The following is a 20,291-nucleotide window of genomic DNA, read 5'->3' as shown; positions in this document are numbered from 1 at the left end:
CGCCGCCCTAGCGGCTGCCCCGCAGGGCGCCGTTGCCTTCGGCGAAGACTTCGCTGACCTTTTGCCGCAGGTTCGCACCCTTGCGGGTTGCGACGGCGTTGAGGTCCGCGGCGAAATCAAGGAGGTCTGCGCGAAGCGATGCGGCAAGCTCGTCCGTGCCGGCTGCCAGTATCCGCACCGCCAGGAGTCCCGCGTTGCGTGCCCCGGCGATTGAAACGGTAGCCACCGGAACGCCGGCCGGCATCTGGACGATGGACAGGAGTGAGTCCATGCCGTCCAGGGTTTTCAGGGGGACAGGCACGCCGATGACCGGAAGCGGCGTAACGCTGGCCAGCATGCCCGGCAGGTGGGCCGCGCCCCCGGCGCCGGCAATGATGACCCTCAGGCCCCGCTCATGGGCCGTCTGCCCGTAGCGGATCATTTCCGTAGGCATGCGGTGGGCTGACACGACGTCGGCTTCGAACGGAATGCCGAACTCCGCCAGCGCGTCCGCGGCGGCTTCCATGACAGGCCAGTCCGAGTCGGAGCCCATGACCAGGCCTACCAGGGGCGCTGTCTCCGAAGCGGTGGCTGGTGTGGCTTGGGCGCTCATGCGTTCTCCTCGAAAGTGCTTGGCGTTTCCTCCGCCGCCACCCGCCCGTCGCGGATGATGTTGGCCACCATGGTGGCACGGCGGCGAACGGACTCGACGTCCGCGGTTGATGAACCCACCAGGTTCACGTGGCCGATCTTGCGGCCGGGCCGGACGGACTTGCCGTAGCAATGCACCTTCGCGGCAGGTTCGCTGGCAAGCGCCAGCGGGAAGGCGGAATACAGGTCCTGGTTCTCGCCGCCCAGGAAGTTCTTCATCACCACCACCGGTGCAAGGACATCGGTGGCGCCAAGGGGAAGGTTCAGTACCGCCCGGAGGTGCTGCTCGAACTGGCTGGTCACCGAGCCGTCCTGCGTCCAGTGGCCGGTGTTATGGGGGCGCATGGCGAGTTCGTTGATCAGGAACCCTGCCCCGGAGCCCGGCGTCTCGAAGAGTTCAACGGCCAGCACGCCCGTCACTCCCAGCTCGCCGGCAATCCGCAGTGCGGCGTCTTCCGCTGCCGCGGCAACCTCCACGGGGATATCCAGCGCGGGCGCTATGACCTCGTCACACACGCCGTCCACCTGGATGGTGTGCACCACGGGCCATGCCCGGGCCTCGCCGTCGGGCGTCCGTGCCACCAACGCAGACAGTTCCCGCGTGAACTCGACTTTGGCCTCGGCGAGGAGGGGGCTCATGGCGTCAAACCATTCCTCTGTGTCCGCAGCCTCTTCCGCCGAGCCCACCATGCGGACACCCTTGCCGTCGTAGCCGCCGCGCGGCATCTTCAGCACAACCGGCCAGCCGGTTTGTTCCCCGAAGCTGACGAGGCCGGCCACATCCTTCACGGCGGCCCAGGCAGGATTGGGAAGTTCCAGCCGGTCGATGGCTGCACGCATTACCAGCTTGTCCTGGGCGTTGACGAGCGCGTCGGGTCCGGGCTGGATATTGACGCCGGCATCCTGCAGGGCACGAAGGTGGGCCGTTGGGACGTGCTCATGGTCAAAGGTCATGACGTCCAGGCCTTCTGCGAAGTCCAGGAGGGTCTGCAGGTCCTTGTAGTCACCCACGGGCGAGGACGGCACCGCCGAGACAGCGGAGACATCGTCACCTTCGGCAAGGACGCGTAGTTCAAAGCCAAGTGCGGTTGCGGCCGGGGCCATCATGCGGGCAAGCTGGCCGCCGCCCACCACGCCTATTACTGGAAAAGTCACATTGCCAGCCTACCGAAGACCGCCCGGTATCCCACGTTTCCGGTCCGCGGCGGGCAGGAGTGTTTCGGCCGCCGAAGGCCCCGGCGCAGGTTGGGGAGGCTGCCACGCAGGTTTGGGGGCTAAAATAGGCGTCTGGCCCGATGGCCCACATTTCAGACAGCCATGGAGGGCCATGTTTACCGCACTTGCAGACCGTATCCGGGGGCTCGCGTCCCTTTTTTGGCGTGAAGTAGCCAAATTCGGAGCTGTTGGCGGCGTTGCGTTCGTCATCGACAACGGCCTGACCTACTACCTCATGCACGGCCCCATGACCGACAGCGAGGCCAAGGCAAGGTTTGTCGGCGCCTCGGTGGCCACGGTGTTCTCCTGGATTGCCAACCGGCTCTGGACCTTCCGGCACCGCCGGCAGGCCAACGTGCTCCGGGAATTCCTGATGTTCGTCCTCATCAACGGGATCGGCATCGGCATCTCCACCGGCTTCACGGCGCTCGCCAAGTACGGTATGGGCGTGACGGACAAGAACATGCTGTTCTTCGCTGGAATAGTAGGCATCCTGGTAGCCACTGTTGTCCGCTTCTTCGCCTACCGGTTCCTGGTGTTCAACCAGGAACTGGACCAGGAGCCGGAGTTTTCCCACGACCACGAGCTCATCGAGCTGCACCACCACGCCAAGGAGCACGACCGCCGCACCACGGAGCACGCCGTCGCCGTCGAGCGGGAAACCTCGGCCGAAGGCCAGGGCAAGGCTTAGCCGGCCCGGCAGCTCAGCTGCCGTGGATGCGTTCCGCTGCGAGCAGTTTGTCCGTCAGCTGCACGTCCGGGTGGGTTACCACCACCGAGCCGTCGCGCCGCCAGGCGCCGAGGGCGTTTGACAGGGCAGCCTCAAGGCCGTTCCCGGCAGGGATGTGCAGCCGCACGCCCTCTTCATGGGGTGCCGCGAAGCCGTCGAGCAGGTCCCGGTGAAGGTGGCGCCGGCCGTCGCTGGCCACGATCGCGCAGCCTGAAGGATCAGCTTCGGCGTGGGCCATGAACACGTCGCCGTGGGAGCGGACTTCCGCCGCGTAGTCGATATAGCCAGTGCCCAGCTCACCCGGCCAGCGCATGGCCAGCGCAGGCAGCGCGACGGCGATGACGGCGTCGTACCTTCCCTCGACTGTTCCCGGATCGGCGGTGACCAGGTAATCCGCCGAGCTGCCGTCAAGGACCGTCTGCATCCCGAGCTGCCAGGCGGCAAGTGCCCAGACCATCGACTTCCAGTGCGCCGGCAGTTCCAGGCCGAGCCGCATGCCGGGGGCGGCGTCCAGTTCGTCCTGAAGCAGGTTGCTGGTCTTGGCAACCCAGTTGTCCAGCACCCGGCCGGATAACTCGACGCGCTCGTCGCCGGGGCCGTACCAGGTGAGGCGCGGGGCGGTGGAGTTGCCTGAACGAAGGGTTGCCATGAGGTCGGCTGCCGGGTTGGTCATGGCTACATCCTGCCACCGGCGAAGGTCTTTGGACCACGGTTTGCCGGCCTCCGCCGGCGCAGCGCACAAGGGCCCGTCCCGTAACACGGCGTGAGATATCTCACACCAGATGCTCAGCGTGCTTGCTATTTCTTGGGATTGCGGCTATTTTCCGGCAAACGGCGGTGAATTTGAGGGTTCAGGGCCGTCGGTTCGGGCTGCCGGACTTCTGCACCGCGCGCTCGTAATAAATTACCGGGCGTGGCGTACGCCTTATTCGTGATCCAGAGTGATTACTATCCGGCAGCGGCTTGACTCGCCCAAGTTACACACGTGTAATTAGATAACTAAAGGCAACTGCGTAAATGCCGGCACACAACCGAGTGCCACGTATCCAGGCAGGGGCTGCAACATCAGGAGGGTCGCCATGGGGCAAGCAGAGCGTATCCAGGAAGATGCCGTCGTGGCCGGCCAGGCAACGGCAAAATACCGCGCGCGGGGGGTGCCGAGCGACTGGTACGTTGACCCGGCCGACCCCCATGCCGCCGAGCGGTACAACAGGAACGCCGGGGGCGCCCTTGAGGACCAGGCCACTGCCTTCCTCGCCGCGCACGAGGCCCTGCTGGACGGCGGCGCCGAGCCGGAGGATGAACTCGACCCTCCCATGGAGCTTGCCGCAGGAGGCGCCACCCAGCCCGTATGGATCGGACTGCCTTTCCAGCAGGATTTCGACGACGAGGGCGAGCTGGGCTGGCAAACAGACGCGTTGTGCGCCCAAACTGACCCCGAGGCATTCTTCCCTGAAAAAGGCGGCTCCACCCGCGACGCAAAAAAGGTTTGCGGGGCCTGCAACGTGCGTTCGCAATGCCTGGAGTACGCGTTGGCGAACGACGAACGGTTTGGCATTTGGGGAGGCCTTTCCGAGCGCGAGCGCCGGCGGCTTAGGAAGCGAGCAATCTAATTCACCAGGATGTCCATGTCACTGCCGTTGTGGTCGCCCACAACGGCAGTGCCTATCTGCCCAGAACCCTCGCAGCCCTAGCGGACCAGACCCGGCCCGTGGACTACGCCATTGGCGTCGACACCGGCTCCCGGGATGATTCCAAGGCCCTTCTCCAGCAGGCCCTGGGCACGGCCCACGTCGTCAGCCAGCAGCGGGGTAAAGGCGGCATGGGGGCGGCGGTGCTGGCCGGCCTGGCTGAACTGGCGCCATGGCGCGGAAGCGATGCAGGCGGCAAGGCCGAGTGGATCTGGCTGCTTCATGACGATGCAGCACCCGCACCGCAGGCCCTCGCCGAGCTGCTCAGCGCCGTCGAACGCGCGCCTTCCGTCACCGTAGCCGGCTGCAAGCAGCTGGACTGGGACGCCGGACGCAAGTTGATCGACGTCGGCCTGTCCACCAGCCGGTGGGCCGAACGGCTCACCCTGATCGACGCCGACGAACTGGACCAGGGACAGTACGACGGACGCAGCGACACCTTTGCGGTCAATTCCGCCGGAATGCTGGTTCGCCGCGACATCTGGGAGCAGCTGGGCGGTTTCGATCCCGCCCTGCCCGGCAGCGGCGATGACGTCGACTTCTGCTGGCGCAACCGGCTGGCAGGGCACCGCGTTGTGGTGGTGCCCGCGGCCAGGATGTTCCACGTCGCGCACCGGCCGCACGCGCTGGGCAATGCCGCAGCCGCCCGGAAAGCCCAGGTCCATCTGCGCCTGAAACACTCGCCGCTGTGGATGGTACCCGTCCATGGAACAGGGGCCCTCCTGGGCAGCCTGTTCAAGCTGGTGCTCAGCATTCTGGTAAAAGACCCCGGCCACGGCTTGTCCCAGCTGGTTGCTACCTGCGCCGCCCTCGGCAGGCCGCGCGCCGTGGCCAAGGCCCGACGCAGCGCCCGCCAAACCCGCCGGATCCGCAGGTCGGTGATCCGCAAGCTCCAAACGCCCAGACGCGAGGTCTGGAGCCACCGCCGGTCCCTGATGGAGGCGCTCGGCTCGGACAATTCACCTGCCGATGACCTCGAGCGGGATCCACTGGCGCACCAACCCACGGGGGATGCGTCGGACGACTTCGCGGCCCTTGCCACCTCAAAACGCGGTTGGGTGGGCAACGGCGCCCTGGCCACCGTCATCATCGCATCCGTCGCGTCAATGCTGGCCCTTACGGGACTTTTCCGTGCCGACGCCGTAACCGGTGGCGCCCTCATTCCCGTTTCCGGCGAGCTCGGCGATCTGTGGCACCACGCCTCAAGCTGGTGGATCACGCTCGGCGCAGGATTGCCCGGGCGGGGAGACCCCTTTGGATACGTCCTGTGGATCCTGGGCGTACTCGGCGGGGGCGACGCCAACCCTGCCATCGCCTGGCTGCTGCTGCTCGCAACTCCGCTGTCCGGGCTGACGGCGTGGTTCGCTGCGGGAGGCCTGACAGTCCGGCGCCGCCTGCGGCTGGCCGCAGCGGTCTTTTGGGCTGCCGCCCCTGCCCTCCAGGTGGCGCTTAACCAGGGCCGGGCCGGCGCACTGGTTGCCCACATCATGCTTCCCTTGCTGGTCCTTGCGCTGCTGCGGGCCACCGGCTCTGCAATAGGGCACGGCCGCTTCACACTGCCTGCCCCTGCCGACGGCCGCCTCGGCGACAGGCCGCCGGCCCGGCCCGGCATCAACGGCACGCCGTCCTGGACCGCTGCCGCGGCCGCGGGCCTTACATTGGCCGTTGTTGCCGCGTCGGCACCGTCGCTCCTGGCTCCGGCCGCCGTGGTCATCGTGCTCTGCGGCCTCCTGCTCGGCCGCCGCGGGCGCACGGTCTGGTGGGCCCTGCTGCCTGCCGCGGCCCTTTTCATTCCCTTCGGCATCTCCGTGCTCGACAGGCCGAGGGCGTTGCTGGCCGATCCCGGCCCGCCGCTGGCCTTTGACGCTGCACCTTTGTGGCAGCAGCTGCTGGGACAGCCGCTGCAGTTTGATCCGCAGGGCGGCCTTGAGGGGCTTCCCCACTTCACCGGCGGCCCATTCCCCTGGGCCTTGCTGCTGGCGCTCCTGGGGGCGGTCCCGGTGCTCGCCCTGGCCGTTGCCGGGCTGCTGGTCCCCGGACACCGCGCCAGGACAGTGAGGTGTTTCTGGGTGGCCGGCATCATTGCCTTGGCAGGCGGCTGGCTGGCAGGCCACGTGGCCACCGGACTGAGCGCGGAAACGATGGTGACCCCCTTCACCGGGCCGGCCGTCTCGGCCGCGGCCTTCGCACTCCTGGCCGCAGGCATCCTGGGTGCCGAACAACTCCTGGCCATGACCGACAAAGCTGTGGCCAGCAGCACCACCAAGCACAGGACTGCCCTGCGGTCAGTTGCTGCCGTCAGCATGATCCTCCTGCTGGCCGGCCCCTTGGCGGGAATGGCGGCCTGGTCCGCCCAGAACCTGCTTCGCCCTGCGACTGCCGCCGCAGGGACGGGCCCGGCGGGCGCCGGTGCCACGGCAACGGGCGTTGCCGACGACGCCGACGCGCTCGGAGCTCCCCGCCTGGTGGAGCCCGCCACCCCGCGGACCCTCCCGGCTACCGCGATCGACCGCGGCACGGGGCCGGAGCAGACCCGCACCCTGCTGATCAGTACACGGGACAACGGCACTTTCGATGCGACCCTGATGCGGGGCGCCGGTACCACCTTGGACAGTTTCTCGGCCATTGCGTCCGCACGGAACATCATCGGTGCGCCGGGGGCAGAGTCAGTACGCGAGGATGATGACGTCGCCGCCGCCGTCCGCCGCGTGGTGGCCACCCTTGTTGCAGGCCAGGGCGTGGACCCGCGGAACGACCTCGAGCAGCTCGGCGTCGGGTTCATTGTGCTGCGCTCAGCGGACACCGCGGCGCAACTGACAGCCAGCAGGATGGATGCTGTACCCGGACTTGTGGCGGTAGGCCAGACCGACGTGGGATGGCTCTGGCGGATCACCCCGCTGAACCAGCCGGTACTGCAGGCTGCCGATGTTGCGCACCGGGTGCGGATCGTGGACGCAGGCGGTGCTTCCATCGGCTTGGTTCCCTCCGCCTACACGGACGTCGACGCCCCCGTGGGTGCCGGCCCGGAAGGGCGCCTTGTGGTCCTGGCAGAACGCGCGGATCCGGGCTGGAGCGCCTGGATCGACGGCCGCAGGCTCACGGCAACCACCTCGGGCTGGGCCCAGGCCTTCACGCTCCCTGCCTCCGGAGGACAGTTGACCATCCGTTATGAGAACCCTTGGGCGCTGTGGACGGCCGTAGCGCAGGTCACGGTGATTGGCCTGACGGTCCTGCTCGCCATCCCGATGCCCGCCCGGAGGACACGGACCGGCCTTTCACGGGACGAGGGCTCCCTGCGTAAGGAACACCAGAATGCATGAGCACACTCCGCCCGCTGAAGCGCCGGAAGCCCTGGCCTCCGGCGGGGCGCAAAGCGCAACGGGCGCCGAAAGCACCTCGGACACTGACCATCGTTCGTCCCGGCGGGCTTCAGTACAGGGACGCAAAGCGGCGCTGGCGGGGCTCGCTTCGGCGGCAGTGATCCTCGCCGGAGCAGGGGCAGTGGTAGCGGGTGGATCCCTCCTGCCACAGGCGGATTCCAGCCGTGCGGTGGCCGCCCCGGCAGTAGCTGTTCCCGCCGGGACGAGCCTGGGCGTGTGCCCGGGACCGGCCCGGCTGCTGGAAGGCACCGAGGCAGGAACTGATCCCCAGTTCAGTCCGGTGTCCGCTACGGCCGCCACTTCTGTCACAGCGGCGGTCCTCGGCTCGGCTGGAGTGCTGCCGGCAAGCCGGCTGTCGCAGCTGGACGGGACAACCGCCGTCGAAATTTCCAAGGAGCCCGGCCAGGCTGCTCCTGCCGGTTCGCCCCAGGAACTCCTGGCCGGAGTGGTGGCAGCCCGTCCCGTGGAAAAGGCCAGCGTACTGAGCGCCGACGCCTTGGCAAACCAGAAGGCATCGGCCGCAGCGGTGATGAAGTTCACTGCCACAGACGGGGATCTCCAGGGCACCGCAGCATCCAACTGCCAGCCGCCCTCCAACGACCAGTGGCTTGCAGGGGCGAGCACAACCGTGGGCCGGGCGTCCGTGCTGGTGCTGACAAATGCCTCCACCACGCCGGCGACCGTAAGCCTGGAACTTTTTGGCGCCCAAGGGCAGATCCAGGCGCCTGGCAGCCGCGGCCTGCTTGTCGCTCCGGGCACCTCCCGATCCGTGGTCCTCGCAGGCCTTGCGCCCGGGGAGCCGCAGCTCAGTGTCCACATCCGCAGCGCCGGCGGTCCCGTCGCGGCCGTGATCCAACAGGGCGTACTGCGCGGCCTTACCCCCGGGGGAGTGGACTTCATTGCGCCGGGAGCAGCTCCCGCTGTGCGCCAGGTGATGACGGGCGTGGACATCCAGGACCCCGCCGGGCTGGCCCAGCTGACCGGGAAGCCAGGGTATGGGGATGCCGGCCCGGCACTTCAGCTGACGGTTCCGGGGCCGTCGGACGCAGTGGTGGAGGTCAAGCTCTACGGCCGGGACGGCCAAAAGGCCCTGCCCTCCGGGGGCGTCATTACGGCAAAGGCAGGCGCCGTCACCGAAGTCTCGCTCGCTGGTGTCCCCGCCGGGCAGTACACGGTGGCAGCGTCCTCGGATGTCTCGTTCGTCGCCGCCACGCGGATCACCCGGGGGCTCCAGGAAGACCGGCCGTCGGACGTCGCCTGGGCAGCGTCAGGGGTGAGGCTGGGCAGCCAGCACGTGGTTCCGGTTCCCCAGGGCGGGAGCCGCAGCCTGATCTTCGGCGCCCTGGACGCCAGGGCCACCATCACCTATTCCGCCATCACATCGGACGGCAAAGTCCGGACCCCGTCCACCGCCGATATTGCCGGCGGAACCACGTCTTCCATAGCGGTGCCGGACAAGGTTGAGGACGTCGGCGTCGTGGGCTACGTAGTTTCCGCATCCGGAGATGCCGCGTACGGCGCTGTGCTGGTTCAGCAGGATGGCAGGAACGACGTCTCAACGCTGGCATTCCTGGCGGCCGCCGCCGGCCAGGAAACAGTGCCCGTGACGCTCAGCCACTAGGCCGGCCGCACAGCCGCTGCGGCCGGTTCAGTACCGGCGGCGGTAGACCGGGTCCAGTGTCTCCGGAGCCACTCCGAGCATCTCGGCGGTGTGCTCCACAACGACATCGTGGATCAGGTCCTGGAGCTCTTCCGGGCCGGGGCTCGCCTGTTCCACCACGCGCCGGTACACGGTAATCATGGGTCCTTCCCCGTCCGCAGCGGGAGTATAGGAGCCCATGGGAGCGGGGGAAGTGCTGGCTGCCAGCTGCTCCAGGTCCGGGGGGATCTCGTCCACGCCAAACCGGACCCCGTCCAGCGTCTTGCCCCAGATGTCGTGAAGCCGTTGGGCGGAATCCATCACCATGTCATCAAAGCGGTCCGAGCGGGTCCGGTAGCCGGGATGGGTCGGGAGCACCACTTCCCCGCGGAGCCCGCGCCCGTGGCGGTTGCGCCGGCGCATTGCGAAGCTCTTGCCCGGTGAGCCGGTCCCTGGATCCCTGCGGGCATCCGGATCAGCCAACCGGACCGTGAAACCGGATTTCTGGTTCGATGACTGCATACATTGACTGTAAACCCGGCGGAACATTTACGCGATACATTCTGCCCGGGGCACGGACGCGGCGGCCCCGGGGTAGCAATGCGCCGTTTTGGCCGCGATACGGAGTAGTCTGTGATGTCGTGGGAGCTATCCGTCAGTGTTCAAGATCTGCCTGCCGCCAGTCAGCGGTGGCCACCCTGACGTACGTCTATGCAGACTCCACAGCAGTCCTCGGTCCGCTGGCCACGTACGCCGAGCCGCATTGTTACGATTTGTGCGAGCAGCACGCAGGCTCCCTGACGGTCCCGCGGGGCTGGGAGGTCCTGCGGCTGGCGATGCCGTCGACTCCCCAGCAGCCCGGCCCTGATGACCTGCTCGCCCTTGCGAATGCCGTCCGGGATGCTGCGGCCCTGCCCAACCAGGCGAAGCAGCCGCCGGCGCAGCGCGGCCCCCATTCAGCCCTTGAGGCGCCGGCCGGCGCCGAAGGCACCCGCAGGGGACACTTGCGCGTCCTGCGTGAACCCTCCTGACATCCATGTGGCGGTAGGCTGGAAGCTGCACATCAGTCCGCTACCGGCGCGAGCGCGCCCGCCAGGGAGCACCAATAAATGCCCAAGATCAGTCCCGAACTGCTGTCCGTCCTGCGTTGTCCCGTGACCGGTTCGCCCCTGGTGCAGGAAGGCGAGGAACTGGTTGCCGCCGTCGCTGCGGAATCCGGGGTCAAGCCCCGCTACGCCATCGAGGACGGCATACCGCTGCTCCTGCCCCCGGAGCTGCTCGCTGCAGCCTCCGCGGCAGGATCTGACCAACATGACTCAGCCTCCGGAACGAATTAAGGACCATCCATGACTTTTGATTACAAGGTTGCCGACATCTCCCTGGCGGAAGCCGGCCGCCACCAGATCCGCCTTGCCGAGCACGAAATGCCGGGGCTTATGTCGCTGCGCGAGGAGTTTGGGCCCACCCAGCCGCTCCAGGGCGCCCGAATCGCAGGGTCACTGCACATGACAGTGCAGACAGCGGTGTTGATTGAAACCCTCACGGCCCTGGGCGCGGAGGTCCGCTGGGCCTCCTGCAATATCTTCTCCACCCAGGACGAAGCCGCCGCCGCCGTGGTGGTCGGCAAGGGCACCGTGGAGGACCCCCAGGGTGTGCCGGTGTTCGCCTGGAAAGGCGAAACCCTCGAAGAGTACTGGTGGACCGCCGAGCAGATCCTTACCTGGCCGGGCGCGGAGTCCAATCCCGAACTGGGACCCAACATGATCCTGGACGACGGCGGCGACGCCACCATGCTGGTGCACAAGGGTGTGGAGTTCGAGGCAGCGGGCAACGTGCCGTCCGCTGATCCCACTGATTCGGAAGAGTACGGAATCTTCCTTGAGGTCCTCCGCCGCTCCCTGGCCGCGGATCCGAAGAAGTGGACCCGGACGGCTGCCACCATCAAGGGCGTCAGCGAGGAAACCACCACGGGCGTGCACCGCCTGTACCAGCTCGCTGAACAGGGCAAGCTGCTGTTCCCGGCCATTAACGTCAACGACTCCGTCACCAAGAGCAAGTTCGACAACAAATACGGGATCCGCCACTCGCTCCCGGACGGGATCAACCGCGCCACGGATGTGCTCATGGGCGGCAAGGTCGCCGTCGTCTGCGGCTACGGCGACGTCGGCAAGGGCGCCGCGGAAGCGCTGCGTGGCCAGGGTTCGCGGGTCATCGTTACCGAAATTGATCCCATCTGCGCGTTGCAGGCCGCGATGGACGGCTACCAGGTGGCCAAGCTGGAGTCTGTCCTCGCGCAGGGTGACATCTTCATCACCACCACGGGCAACAAGGACGTCATCATGGCGGAGCACATGGCCGGCATGAAGAACAAAGCGATCGTGGGCAACATCGGCCACTTCGACAACGAGATCGACATGGCGGGGCTCGCGAGGGTCCCCGGCATCAAGAAGGTCGAAATCAAGCCGCAGGTCCACGAATGGGTTTTCGAGCAGGACCCTGCCACAGGCGAGGCCAGCCGGTCCATCATCGTCCTTTCCGAAGGCCGGCTGCTGAACCTGGGCAACGCCACCGGGCACCCGTCCTTCGTCATGAGCAACTCGTTTGCCAACCAGACCATTGCGCAGATTGAGCTGTGGACCAAGAAGGACCAGCCCGAAGGCGAACGCGAATACGAAAACCAGGTCTACGTGCTGCCCAAGGTCCTGGACGAAAAGGTGGCCCGCCTGCACCTGGATGCCCTGGGCGTTGAGCTGACCGAGCTGAGCAAGGACCAGGCCGAGTACCTGGACATTGACGTCGCCGGCCCATACAAGCCCGAGCATTATCGTTACTAAGAAGTAAAGCGCCCGGGCGCCCACTGCGCCCGGGCCGTTACTTTCTGCGCCTAGGATCAAACATATGGAGCCCGAAGTCCAGTCCCGCCGTCCGGGACGCCTCAAGAAAATCCTCCTCGTGGTGGCCGTGTGTGTCCTCGCCGCCATCGGTGGCGTTTTCGCTGCGGTTGCGCCGGGCATCGCCCGGGGTGCCATCGAATCCGAGGCGGGATCCGCCATCAGGACTTCCCCCGGCATTGCCTCGCCGGTTATTGCTCCCGTCAAGTCCGACGCCGTTCCGGCCGGCGGCGCCAAGCAGGTAAATCCGGCGGCCCCGGTGTCGCTGAAGGTAACCAACGGCACCATCGAGCGGGTCACCCTGACCAGTACCTCAGGTGAAATCGTCGAGGGCCGCATTGACGCCGCGGGCACCGGCTGGTCTGCGGCCGGACCGCTCAAGTTCAACACCGACTACAGCTACACGTATGTCGTCAAGGACCAGGCGGGCCGCGAAACAAGCACCACGCAGTCCTTCAGCACGGTATCCAGCACGCACGAGGCGGACGCTGCCATCTACCCGCTTGATGGCATGAAAGTCGGCGTCGGGCAGCCGTTGCAGGTCATTTTCAGCGAGCCGGTGGTCAACCGCGAAGCCGTGGAAAAGGCCATCACCATCACCAGCAGCGCCGGCCAGGTGGGAGCGTTCCACTGGTACAGCGACACCATGGTCCGGTACCGGCCAGAGACCTTCTGGGCCGCCAACTCCACCATCAGCATGGATATGAAGCTCTTCGGCGTGGACCTGGGCAACGGCCAGATTGCCAATTTCAACAAGAAGGTGAACGTCTCGATCGGCGACAAGAAGGTGGCAGTTGCCGACGCCGCCGCGCATACCTTCACGCTGAGCGTCAATGACCAGGTGGTGAAGACCCTGCCGGTGAGCATGGGGGACAAGCGCTTCCCGTCGGCCCGTGGCTATGGCGTGCTGATGGAAAAGAAGCGGTTCGACCACTTCCGGGCCTCGAGCATCGGCCTGAAACCCGACGATCCGGCCTACTACGGTGACGTCGACGTGGAATACACCATCCGCCTCACCCTCAGCGGCGCCTACATCCACCAGGCCCTTGAGTCGGCCTTTCCGTTCATTGGCAACACGAACGTCTCGCATGGCTGCATCGGGTTCGCTCCCGACGGCGCTGCCTGGGTCTTCGACAACATGGGCACCGGGGATGTGGTGCAGATCGTGAACACCGAGGGCGACTACGCCGCCCACGACGACGGGTTCGGCGACTGGAACATTCCGTGGAGTGAGTACGACAACTGACGGTCAGCTGCCGAAAGGCAGCCGCTGCAGCCGCTCGCCCGTCTCGGTGTTGCGCCGGCGCGATTGGGCCAGCCGGGTCAGCTCCCGGTTGCGGCGTTCAGCCACGACGGCGGCAAGGTAGTCGTCCGGCCCGGTACCGGCGGGAGGGGGCGGAGCCACGTGGGCGGACAGTTCGGTGGCGATGGACGCGGCCATTTCAGAGCGGGACAGGGGGGCCATCCGCCCTGCCTGGCGGAGGAACTGCGTAGCCCTGCGGGCCGTAGCATCAGGGATCCGTCCGATATCGGCGGCGGCTGCCCACGCTTTTAGCCGGTGCGGAACGAAGACCGGCACCGGCTGCTCCACGGGGACGCGCGTACGGACTGCATAGGTTCCGGCCATGAGGTCACCCAGCCGGCGTGACTTGTCATTGAAGAGCGCAACGGTCAGCGCAATCCCGCCAAAAGTCAGGTAGATCTCCAGGAATCCGGTCAGGCCGCGGATGACTGCATGCCGGAAACGGATGGCGCCGCCGTCCTCCCGAACCACCCGAAGGCCGGTGGCCAACTTCCCCAAGGACAGGCCGCGGCTGAGCGTTTCAACACCTACCGGAACAATCACCAGGCAAAAGACCACGGCCACCAGGATCAGGGCGCGCGTGGCCGCCTCGTCGAGGTCCTCACCGGCAGCGGACAGGCCAATCAGGATCGCCACCAGCAGGATGACGCTGAAGGCAACATCAAGGAGCAGGCCAAGGGCGCGGGCCGCAAAGGACGCCGGCCGCAGTTCCAGCACCACGGCCTCGCCGGTGACAATCGAACTCACAGGTTTTCCCGTTCTCGAGGCTTACGGTGTGGTCGCTCACAGTCTAGTGCCGGAGCGCTAGGCTGGTCCCGTGGATATGGACGCCTTCTCCGCTGTCAATGCGGACAAGTGGGCACGGCTGCACGAGCTTGCCTCCAAGGGCAGGCTCAGCGGCCGCGAGGCCGATGAACTGCTGGCGCTGTACCAGTCCACGTCCGCGCACTTGTCCCTGATCCGCTCGGTTGCCCCCGAAAGCGGGCTCTCCGCCTCGCTGTCCGCCACCCTCGCCCAGGCGAGGACACGGTTCACCGGCGCGCGGTCCAATCCCATGGCGGACCTGGCACGGTTCTTCGTGGTGGCACTTCCGGCTGCGTTCTATCGGCTGACCTGGCTCACGCTTGCCTGCGGCACGGCCTTCGCCCTCATCGGTGCGGCGTACGCACTCTGGATTGGCACGTCCCCGGAAGCGCTGCGGGCAGTGGCGTCCGAGGCCGCGGCCCGGCAGTACGTCGAGGAAGACTTCATCAACTACTATTCCGAGAACCCGGCTGCGTCCTTTGCAGGCGCCGTGTGGACCAACAATGCCTGGATCAGCGCACAGGCTGTCGCCCTGGGGATCACCGGCTTCTGGGTTCCGATGATCCTGTTCAGCAACGCCCAGGGCGTGGGGGTCGCCGCCGGTATCTTTGCCGCTGCCGGCAAAACCGACGTCTTCTTCAGCTACATCCTGCCGCACGGCCTGATGGAACTCACTGCAGTCTTCATCGCCTGTGCCGCCGGCCTGCGGATCTTCTGGGCGATGGTTTCACCGGGACCGAGAACCAGGGGAAGGGCGGTGGCCGAGGAAGGCAGGTCCCTGATCACCGTGGCCCTTGGCCTGGTCCTGGTGTTGTTTGTCTCCGGGCTGGTGGAAGGATTTGTCACTCCCAGTGCACTGCCGGTGTGGGCCAAGATTGCCATCGGCGCCGCAGTTTTGGCTGCGTACTGGTTCTACGTGCTGAAGTGGGGCAGGCCGGCTTACCTGGCCGGAGAACGCGGGGACCTCCGGCGTGAGGACGCGGGCTACCCGGAAATCGCTGCCTGAATCGTTGTAATCCGACCGGGGTGGTTTCTCGCCCAGCCGAAGGCGCGGACGGTAGGCTCGTCAACAGATAAAGCGCGCCTGCTGACCCCGGCCCGGCGCGGACATTCGACGGAAGTGACCTGCTGTGAAAGACGAAACACCGGCCCGCGCCAAAAGCCCGGAGCCGCAGCCGGAACCCCTCCTGGATACCTCCCGGGACTCCGACGAGCCCGCCTTTTCCTGGCTGACTCCCGGGCGCGGTTCCAGTGCGGCCAGCGGCTCCAGCGCAGCGTCCGGGTCCTCGGCCGCCCCAGCCTCCGGCGCCCCGGCCCCATCCACCGCTGACGGTTCCGCCACTCCCACCGCCACCGCAGATGGTTCCCCCGCTTCCAGCGGCACGGCCGGGACGAAAGGCGCCGGCTCCGCAGGCGCTGAAGCCACATCGAGGGTTCCGGAAGGGACCGGCCGGCCTGAGACCAGGGCGGACCGGAAAGCAGCCGAAGCCGCCGCAGACCCCGACGGCGACGGCAGTTCTCCGGTCTTCCGGGAGCCCCTTGCCACGTCCGCGCTGCAAGTCCGCCCGCCGGAGGAAGAGGTGGAGCGCCGCAATGCCCAACGTGAGAGTGCCGCGAACGCCAAGCCGGTGGCGCCGCGCGTCATGCAGGTGTTGCTTGCTGTCTTCTTCCCGGTGACTTTGCTGATCCTGGCTGTCCGGGCGGTGACCAGTCCGCTGTTCCTGTGGGTGGAATACAACCGCCCCGGATTCCCCGGCGACGGGTACGGGTTCAGCACGGACGACCGGATGACCTACGGCTCCTACGCAGTGGATTACCTCAGCAACTGGTCCGGCCCGCGCTACCTGGGCGACCTGGTGCACCGCGGCGGCGACAAGTTGTTCAAGGACGGCGAAGTCAGCCACATGGCGGACGTAAAACTGGTGATCCTCTCAACCTTCGGCGCGGGTGTCCTGCTGCTCCTGTTGGGCCTCATCGCCGTCCTCTACCTCCGCAAACGAAGCACCGGGGGCGTCCGACGGGGGCTGTTCGCCGGCTCCATCGTCACCTTAGTCCTCATCCTGGGCCTGGGGACGCTGGCGTTCCTGGGCTGGCAGCAGTTCTTTACCGAGTTCCACCGGATCTTCTTCGCCGACGGCACCTGGACCTTCAGCATGGATGACACCCTGATCCGGCTGTTCCCAGGCCAGTTCTGGATTGATGCCGGGATGGTGATCGCCGCCCTGGTTCTCCTGACAGCGCTCCTGACGCTCATCCTCACCTGGCCCACCCGCCGGCGGCGCGGACTGGTGAAGGACGAACCGGTTCCCGCCGCAGGCCAGGAGTAACCGGGACAGGATCGCCGTCCGGGCAGCCGGCTCCATGCAGCCCGGGCGGACGGGGTCAGGCGTACAGCTTGGCGATCTCGTCGCCGTAGTCACGCACGACGGCGGCCCGCTTCAGTTTGAGGGACGGGGTCAGGTATCCCGACTCCACTGTGAACTGGGCATCGAGGAGCGAGAAGCTCCGGACGGACTCGGCTTTGGACACCAGCAGGTTCGCCTGGTCCACCGCATCCTGGACTGCCGCGAGGACGTCCGGGTCCTTGATCGCGTCGCTGGCTGAGAGGGCGGGCAGGCCCTGCTCCGAACGCCAGTTGTCCACGCCCTCGGGGTCGAGGGTGACCAGCGCCGAGACGAAGGGTTTCCCATCGCCCACCACAACCGCATGCGCCACCAGCGGATGGGAACGGATCTTTTCCTCGAGAGGGCCCGGTGCCACATTCTTGCCGCCCGCAGTGACCAGCAGGTCCTTCTTACGGCCCGTCACGGTGAGGAACCCCTGCGGATCCAGTTCCCCGAGGTCGCCGGTCCGGAAAAAACCGTCCACAAAAGCCTCGGCATTCGCGGCCTGGTTGGCGTGGTAGCCCTTAAAGACGCCAATTCCCTTCACCAGGATTTCACCGTCTTCCGCCACCCGGATGGTGGTGCCGGGGATGGGTATCCCCACTGAGCCCACCCGGGTACGCGACGGGGTGTTGGCGGTGCACGGCGCCGTGGTTTCGGTTAGCCCGTAGCCTTCCAGTACCGGGATGCCGGCGCCCCGGAAGAAGTGGGCGTCCTCCAGGGCCAGCGGACTGGCCCCGGATACGGTGTACCCGACCTGTCCGCCCAGGGCCTGCCGAAGGCGGGGATACAGCAGCCGGTCAAAGATTCCATGGCGCACCCGGCACAGCAGCCCGGGGCCGCTGCCCTTCCCGCGGTTCCGCTTATCCTCTTCCTGCGAGAACTCAATGGCCGTGGCCGATGCAGCCCGGAAGAGCCAGGCCTTGCCCGAGAGGGCAGCCTTGTGGGCGGCGGTGGCCCTGACTTTTTCGAAGATCCGCGGCACCACCAGCAGGAAAGTGGGCCGGAACGTGCCCAGGTCCTCAAGGAGCCGGGCGGCTCCCGGGGTATGGCCCAGAGTGGCCCCGGCGGCGAGGCACACCACTTGGACGGCACGGGCAAGGACGTGGGCCAGGGGCAGGAACATCAGGGTGCGGGCCTGGTCCTGCAGCAGCAGCTCCGGAAGGAACGCCACGATGTTCTTCGCCACCAGGGCGAAGTTTCCGTGCGTGATCTCGCAGCCCTTGGGATTTCCCGTGGTGCCCGACGTGTATACCAGGGAGGCGACGTCCTCCAGGCCGGCCCGGCTGCGGTGCCGCTCAAGCTCCGCGTCGGTAACCCCCGCGCCGGCAGCGGCGAGGCTGGCAAGGTCCGGTGCTTCGCCGTCGTAATCCATCCGCACTACGTTGACCAGCCGGTCCCGGAGCAGGAAGGAGCCCTCGAGCACAGTGGTGACCAGGTCCACCGTGGCCCGGTCGCCGGCAAAGACGCGGCGCACGCCGGCGTCCTGGATGATCCACTCCACCTGGCGTGCGGAGGACGTCTCGTAGATGGGGACTGTCACACCGCCGGCAAACCAGATCGCGAAATCGACCAGGGTCCATTCGTAGGAGGTGGGGGACATCACGGCCACGGCGTCGCCCGGCTCAAGGCCGCCGGCGATGAGGCCCTTGGCCAACGCGCTGACATCCTGCAGGAACTTGTGGGCTGTGACGTCAACCCAGCCGTTGGGCCCCTTCCTGCGGTACAGGGCGTGCGCAGGGTTGGCCTCATGCTGCTCCAGCAGCAGGTCAGTCACATTGCTGGCGGCGTCAAGCTCAACCAGCAGTTCGGTGCTCGCTTCTCTCACATCAGGTCTCCGTTTCCGCTGCCACGCCGCGGCAGCGGCTCCGTTGGGGGTCTGATGCCATCCTGCCCTAGATCCAGGACGGCATCCACATCCGGACTTTCCAGTCCTCGTAGGGAATGGTTTCGGCGGCCCAGACAGGATAGAAGAAGGCCGACAGGAGGACGGCGGCCGCCACAAAAAGGGCAACCAGGTAGAGCCCCGAGCGGCGGCGCCAGGGCGGGTCGGCGGCCTTGCCCAGGACGAGCCCCAGGCAGTATGTCAGGGCCAGGATGAGGAACGGTTCAAAGGAGACCGCGTAGAAGTAGAACATGGTCCGTTCGGGGTACAGGAACCATGGCAGGTATCCTGCGGCCACGCCGGCCAGCACCGCTCCGGCGCGCCAGTCCCGGCGCCCGGCCCACCAGAACAGGAGGACCACCAGGGCTATCGCCGCACCCCACCAGATCAGCGGGTTTCCCACGGACAGGATCGCAGAGGTGCATTTTTCCACTGCACAGCCGGGTGTGCCCTGTTGGGGCGATTCGTAAAAGAACGACGTCGGCCTGCCGAGTACCAGCCAGCTCCAGGCAGATGCCTCGTACGGGTGCTCCGAGCCCAGGCCCTGGTGGAACGTGTAGGCCTCCTGGTGGTAATGGGCCAGCGAGCGGACAGAGTCTGGCAGCCAGCCCCACTCGGCGGAGGGGTTGCCCTCGGCCCACCGGCGGAAGTACGCATGTTCGGACCGGAACCAGCCTGTCCACGTGGCCGCGTAGACGACACCGGCCACCGGAACGGTGCTAAGGAATGCCGGGATGCCGTCCTTGATGACGCCTCCGCTGATCCAGCCGCGGATGCCTGCCACGCGCCGGGCGCTCAGGTCCCACAGGACGGTGAGCAGTCCAAACCCGGCCAGGAAAAACAGGCCGGACCATTTGGTCCCGATTGCGAGCCCCAGGCAGATTCCTGCCGTTACCCGCCACCAGCGGACGCCCAGCCAGGGGCCGGAGAGCAGGTGGGCCGCCGTGGGGATGCCGCCGTTTCCTGCGGCAGCACGGGCCAGCCGAACCGCGAGCCGGCGCCGGCCGTCATCCCGGTCAAGCAGCAGGGCGCCAAACGCGGCGAGAACCCAGAACATAAGGAAGATATCGAGCAGCGAGGTCCGGGACATCACCAGGTGGTGGCCGTCCACGGCCAGGAGGAGTCCCGCGGCTCCGGCCAGCGGAAGGGACCGGAACAGCTTCAGGGCGATCAGCGACAGCAGCAGGATGGACAGGGTGCCGGTCAGCGCGGCGGAGAAGCGCCACCCAAACGGGTTGTCAGGGCCGAAAAGCCACATGCCCGCCGCAATCATCCACTTGCCCACGGGCGGATGGACCACGTACTCGGGGACTCCAGCAGCACTCCGGGGTTTCCGGAGTTGAACGCGTCATTGGCCTTGTCCGGCCAGCTGCGTTCGTAGCCGCTGATCAGGTAGGAGTACGCGTCCTTCACGTAATACGTTTCGTCAAAGACCAGCTTGGGCGGCGCCTCGAGCCGGACAAGCCGCAGGATCCCGCCGACGAGGGCAGCCAGGACGGGAACCAGCAGGAGCCACAGCCGCAGCGACGGCGGGTAGTCGCGCCATGTTTGGACGCTGCCGAGGAGCCTGGCTGTGAGGGATTCCACCGTGAACGCCTCGGCGGGGCGGCTGACCCACGGCCGTTTTGCGGTACTCCCCGGACCGCCCGGGGTCCCCCCTGTTTCGCTGCCTGCTGCTGCGGGGGCGGCGTGTCCGGTCCCGCCCGGCCGCGTCGAGGTCTGCGTCACGAGCCCCATGC

General features: G+C 67.0%; 16 protein-coding genes and 1 pseudogene. 10 read left to right on the top strand and 7 right to left on the bottom strand.

The window, feature by feature from the left end; genetic code table 11:
• Positions 1-7: 7 nt before the first annotated feature.
• Together purE and GK109_RS03810 are read right to left on the bottom strand one after the other, a co-directional pair.
• A complete protein-coding gene (gene purE / locus GK109_RS03815) occupies positions 8-592 on the bottom strand; it encodes a 5-(carboxyamino)imidazole ribonucleotide mutase (RefSeq protein ID WP_157238722.1) in 585 nt (194 codons plus the stop codon).
• Positions 589-1,737: a 5-(carboxyamino)imidazole ribonucleotide synthase gene (locus tag GK109_RS03810; RefSeq protein ID WP_157242612.1), complete on the bottom strand. Its 1,149-nt coding sequence runs from the start codon at positions 1,735-1,737 to the stop codon at positions 589-591. Before GK109_RS03810 ends, purE begins: the two co-directional genes overlap by 4 nt.
• A gap of 220 nt (positions 1,738-1,957) precedes the next feature.
• Here GK109_RS03810 and GK109_RS03805 point away from each other — a divergent pair, with 220 nt between their 5' ends.
• Entirely contained in the window at positions 1,958-2,536 is a 579-nt protein-coding gene (locus tag GK109_RS03805; protein ID WP_157238721.1) for a GtrA family protein, read from the top strand.
• Between the two features lie 13 nt (positions 2,537-2,549).
• Here GK109_RS03805 and GK109_RS03800 read toward each other — a convergent pair whose 3' ends face one another.
• On the bottom strand, positions 2,550-3,248 hold the full coding sequence (locus GK109_RS03800; RefSeq protein ID WP_157238720.1) for a TIGR03089 family protein: 699 nt from the start codon (positions 3,246-3,248) through the stop codon (positions 2,550-2,552).
• Between the two features lie 406 nt (positions 3,249-3,654).
• Between GK109_RS03800 and GK109_RS03795 the strand changes: the two genes are divergently transcribed.
• The 3 genes from GK109_RS03795 to GK109_RS03785 are packed head-to-tail and all read left to right on the top strand — an operon-like array spanning position 3,655 to position 9,267.
• Positions 3,655-4,188, top strand: coding sequence for a WhiB family transcriptional regulator (locus GK109_RS03795; RefSeq protein WP_157238719.1), 534 nt, complete (start codon positions 3,655-3,657; stop codon positions 4,186-4,188).
• Between the two features lie 29 nt (positions 4,189-4,217).
• Complete coding sequence (locus GK109_RS03790) at positions 4,218-7,586, top strand: glycosyltransferase family 2 protein (RefSeq protein WP_370460382.1); 3,369 nt, start codon at positions 4,218-4,220, stop codon at positions 7,584-7,586.
• Positions 7,579-9,267 carry a DUF5719 family protein gene (locus tag GK109_RS03785; protein ID WP_157238718.1) on the top strand — a complete coding sequence of 563 codons (1,689 nt, stop codon included), beginning with the start codon at positions 7,579-7,581 and terminating at the stop codon, positions 9,265-9,267. The genes GK109_RS03790 and GK109_RS03785 overlap by 8 nt, the downstream gene beginning before the upstream one ends.
• 27 nt (positions 9,268-9,294) lie before the next feature.
• Here GK109_RS03785 and GK109_RS03780 read toward each other — a convergent pair whose 3' ends face one another.
• Positions 9,295-9,807, bottom strand: a complete 513-nt coding sequence (locus GK109_RS03780; RefSeq protein WP_157238717.1) for a metallopeptidase family protein — start codon at positions 9,805-9,807, stop codon at positions 9,295-9,297.
• A gap of 119 nt (positions 9,808-9,926) precedes the next feature.
• Here GK109_RS03780 and GK109_RS03775 point away from each other — a divergent pair, with 119 nt between their 5' ends.
• From GK109_RS03775 to GK109_RS03760, 4 genes are all read left to right on the top strand, one after another.
• Positions 9,927-10,316, top strand: coding sequence for a DUF3499 domain-containing protein (locus GK109_RS03775; RefSeq protein ID WP_321215743.1), 390 nt, complete (start codon positions 9,927-9,929; stop codon positions 10,314-10,316).
• A 78-nt stretch (positions 10,317-10,394) separates the two neighbouring features.
• Complete coding sequence (locus tag GK109_RS03770) at positions 10,395-10,622, top strand: Trm112 family protein (protein WP_104997233.1); 228 nt, start codon at positions 10,395-10,397, stop codon at positions 10,620-10,622.
• Between the two features lie 9 nt (positions 10,623-10,631).
• Positions 10,632-12,119: an adenosylhomocysteinase gene (gene ahcY / locus GK109_RS03765; protein WP_157238716.1), complete on the top strand. Its 1,488-nt coding sequence runs from the start codon at positions 10,632-10,634 to the stop codon at positions 12,117-12,119.
• Positions 12,120-12,183: 64 nt separating this feature from the next.
• Positions 12,184-13,422 carry an Ig-like domain-containing protein gene (locus GK109_RS03760; protein ID WP_157238715.1) on the top strand — a complete coding sequence of 413 codons (1,239 nt, stop codon included), beginning with the start codon at positions 12,184-12,186 and terminating at the stop codon, positions 13,420-13,422.
• A gap of 3 nt (positions 13,423-13,425) precedes the next feature.
• On the opposite strand, the gene GK109_RS03755 is transcribed toward GK109_RS03760, so the two are convergent.
• Positions 13,426-14,226 (bottom strand): RDD family protein, encoded by an 801-nt coding sequence (locus GK109_RS03755; RefSeq protein ID WP_321215745.1) that lies wholly within the window; start codon positions 14,224-14,226, stop codon positions 13,426-13,428.
• Between the two features lie 70 nt (positions 14,227-14,296).
• On the opposite strand from GK109_RS03755, the gene GK109_RS03750 reads away from it, so the two are divergent.
• Together GK109_RS03750 and GK109_RS03745 are read left to right on the top strand one after the other, a co-directional pair.
• Complete coding sequence (locus tag GK109_RS03750; RefSeq protein WP_321215746.1) at positions 14,297-15,289, top strand: stage II sporulation protein M; 993 nt, start codon at positions 14,297-14,299, stop codon at positions 15,287-15,289.
• Positions 15,290-15,413: 124 nt separating this feature from the next.
• On the top strand, positions 15,414-16,610 hold the full coding sequence (locus GK109_RS03745) for a TIGR01906 family membrane protein (protein WP_370460381.1): 1,197 nt from the start codon (positions 15,414-15,416) through the stop codon (positions 16,608-16,610).
• A gap of 55 nt (positions 16,611-16,665) precedes the next feature.
• On the opposite strand, the gene GK109_RS03740 is transcribed toward GK109_RS03745, so the two are convergent.
• Both GK109_RS03740 and GK109_RS03735 read right to left on the bottom strand, forming a co-directional pair.
• Positions 16,666-18,495: a long-chain fatty acid--CoA ligase gene (locus GK109_RS03740; RefSeq protein ID WP_370460380.1), complete on the bottom strand. Its 1,830-nt coding sequence runs from the start codon at positions 18,493-18,495 to the stop codon at positions 16,666-16,668.
• A 67-nt stretch (positions 18,496-18,562) separates the two neighbouring features.
• Positions 18,563-20,289: pseudogene (locus tag GK109_RS03735) on the bottom strand (dolichyl-phosphate-mannose--protein mannosyltransferase).
• Between the last annotated feature and the right edge of the window lie 2 nt (positions 20,290-20,291).

Source organism: Pseudarthrobacter sp. GA104 (assembly GCF_009741265.1).
Taxonomy (GTDB): Bacteria; Actinomycetota; Actinomycetes; order Actinomycetales; family Micrococcaceae; genus Arthrobacter.
Note: the sequence above shows the minus strand (reverse complement) of the source record. Positions and strands in the feature narration are given on the sequence as shown.

Bases quoted from the DNA above. Each gene is read 5' to 3' on its own strand.
- GK109_RS03770 (WP_104997233.1), top strand. From the start codon at position 10,395: ATGCCCAAGATCAGTCCCGAACTGCTGTCCGTCCTGCGTTGTCCCGTG.
- GK109_RS03800 (WP_157238720.1), bottom strand. From the start codon at position 3,248: ATGACCAACCCGGCAGCCGACCTCATGGCAACCCTTCGTTCAGGCAAC.
- GK109_RS03805 (WP_157238721.1), top strand. From the start codon at position 1,958: ATGTTTACCGCACTTGCAGACCGTATCCGGGGGCTCGCGTCCCTTTTT.
- GK109_RS03760 (WP_157238715.1), top strand. From the start codon at position 12,184: ATGGAGCCCGAAGTCCAGTCCCGCCGTCCGGGACGCCTCAAGAAAATC.
- GK109_RS03795 (WP_157238719.1), top strand. From the start codon at position 3,655: ATGGGGCAAGCAGAGCGTATCCAGGAAGATGCCGTCGTGGCCGGCCAG.
- GK109_RS03785 (WP_157238718.1), top strand. From the start codon at position 7,579: ATGCATGAGCACACTCCGCCCGCTGAAGCGCCGGAAGCCCTGGCCTCC.
- ahcY (WP_157238716.1), top strand. From the start codon at position 10,632: ATGACTTTTGATTACAAGGTTGCCGACATCTCCCTGGCGGAAGCCGGC.
- purE (WP_157238722.1), bottom strand. From the start codon at position 592: ATGAGCGCCCAAGCCACACCAGCCACCGCTTCGGAGACAGCGCCCCTG.
- GK109_RS03780 (WP_157238717.1), bottom strand. From the start codon at position 9,807: ATGCAGTCATCGAACCAGAAATCCGGTTTCACGGTCCGGTTGGCTGAT.
- GK109_RS03810 (WP_157242612.1), bottom strand. From the start codon at position 1,737: ATGATGGCCCCGGCCGCAACCGCACTTGGCTTTGAACTACGCGTCCTT.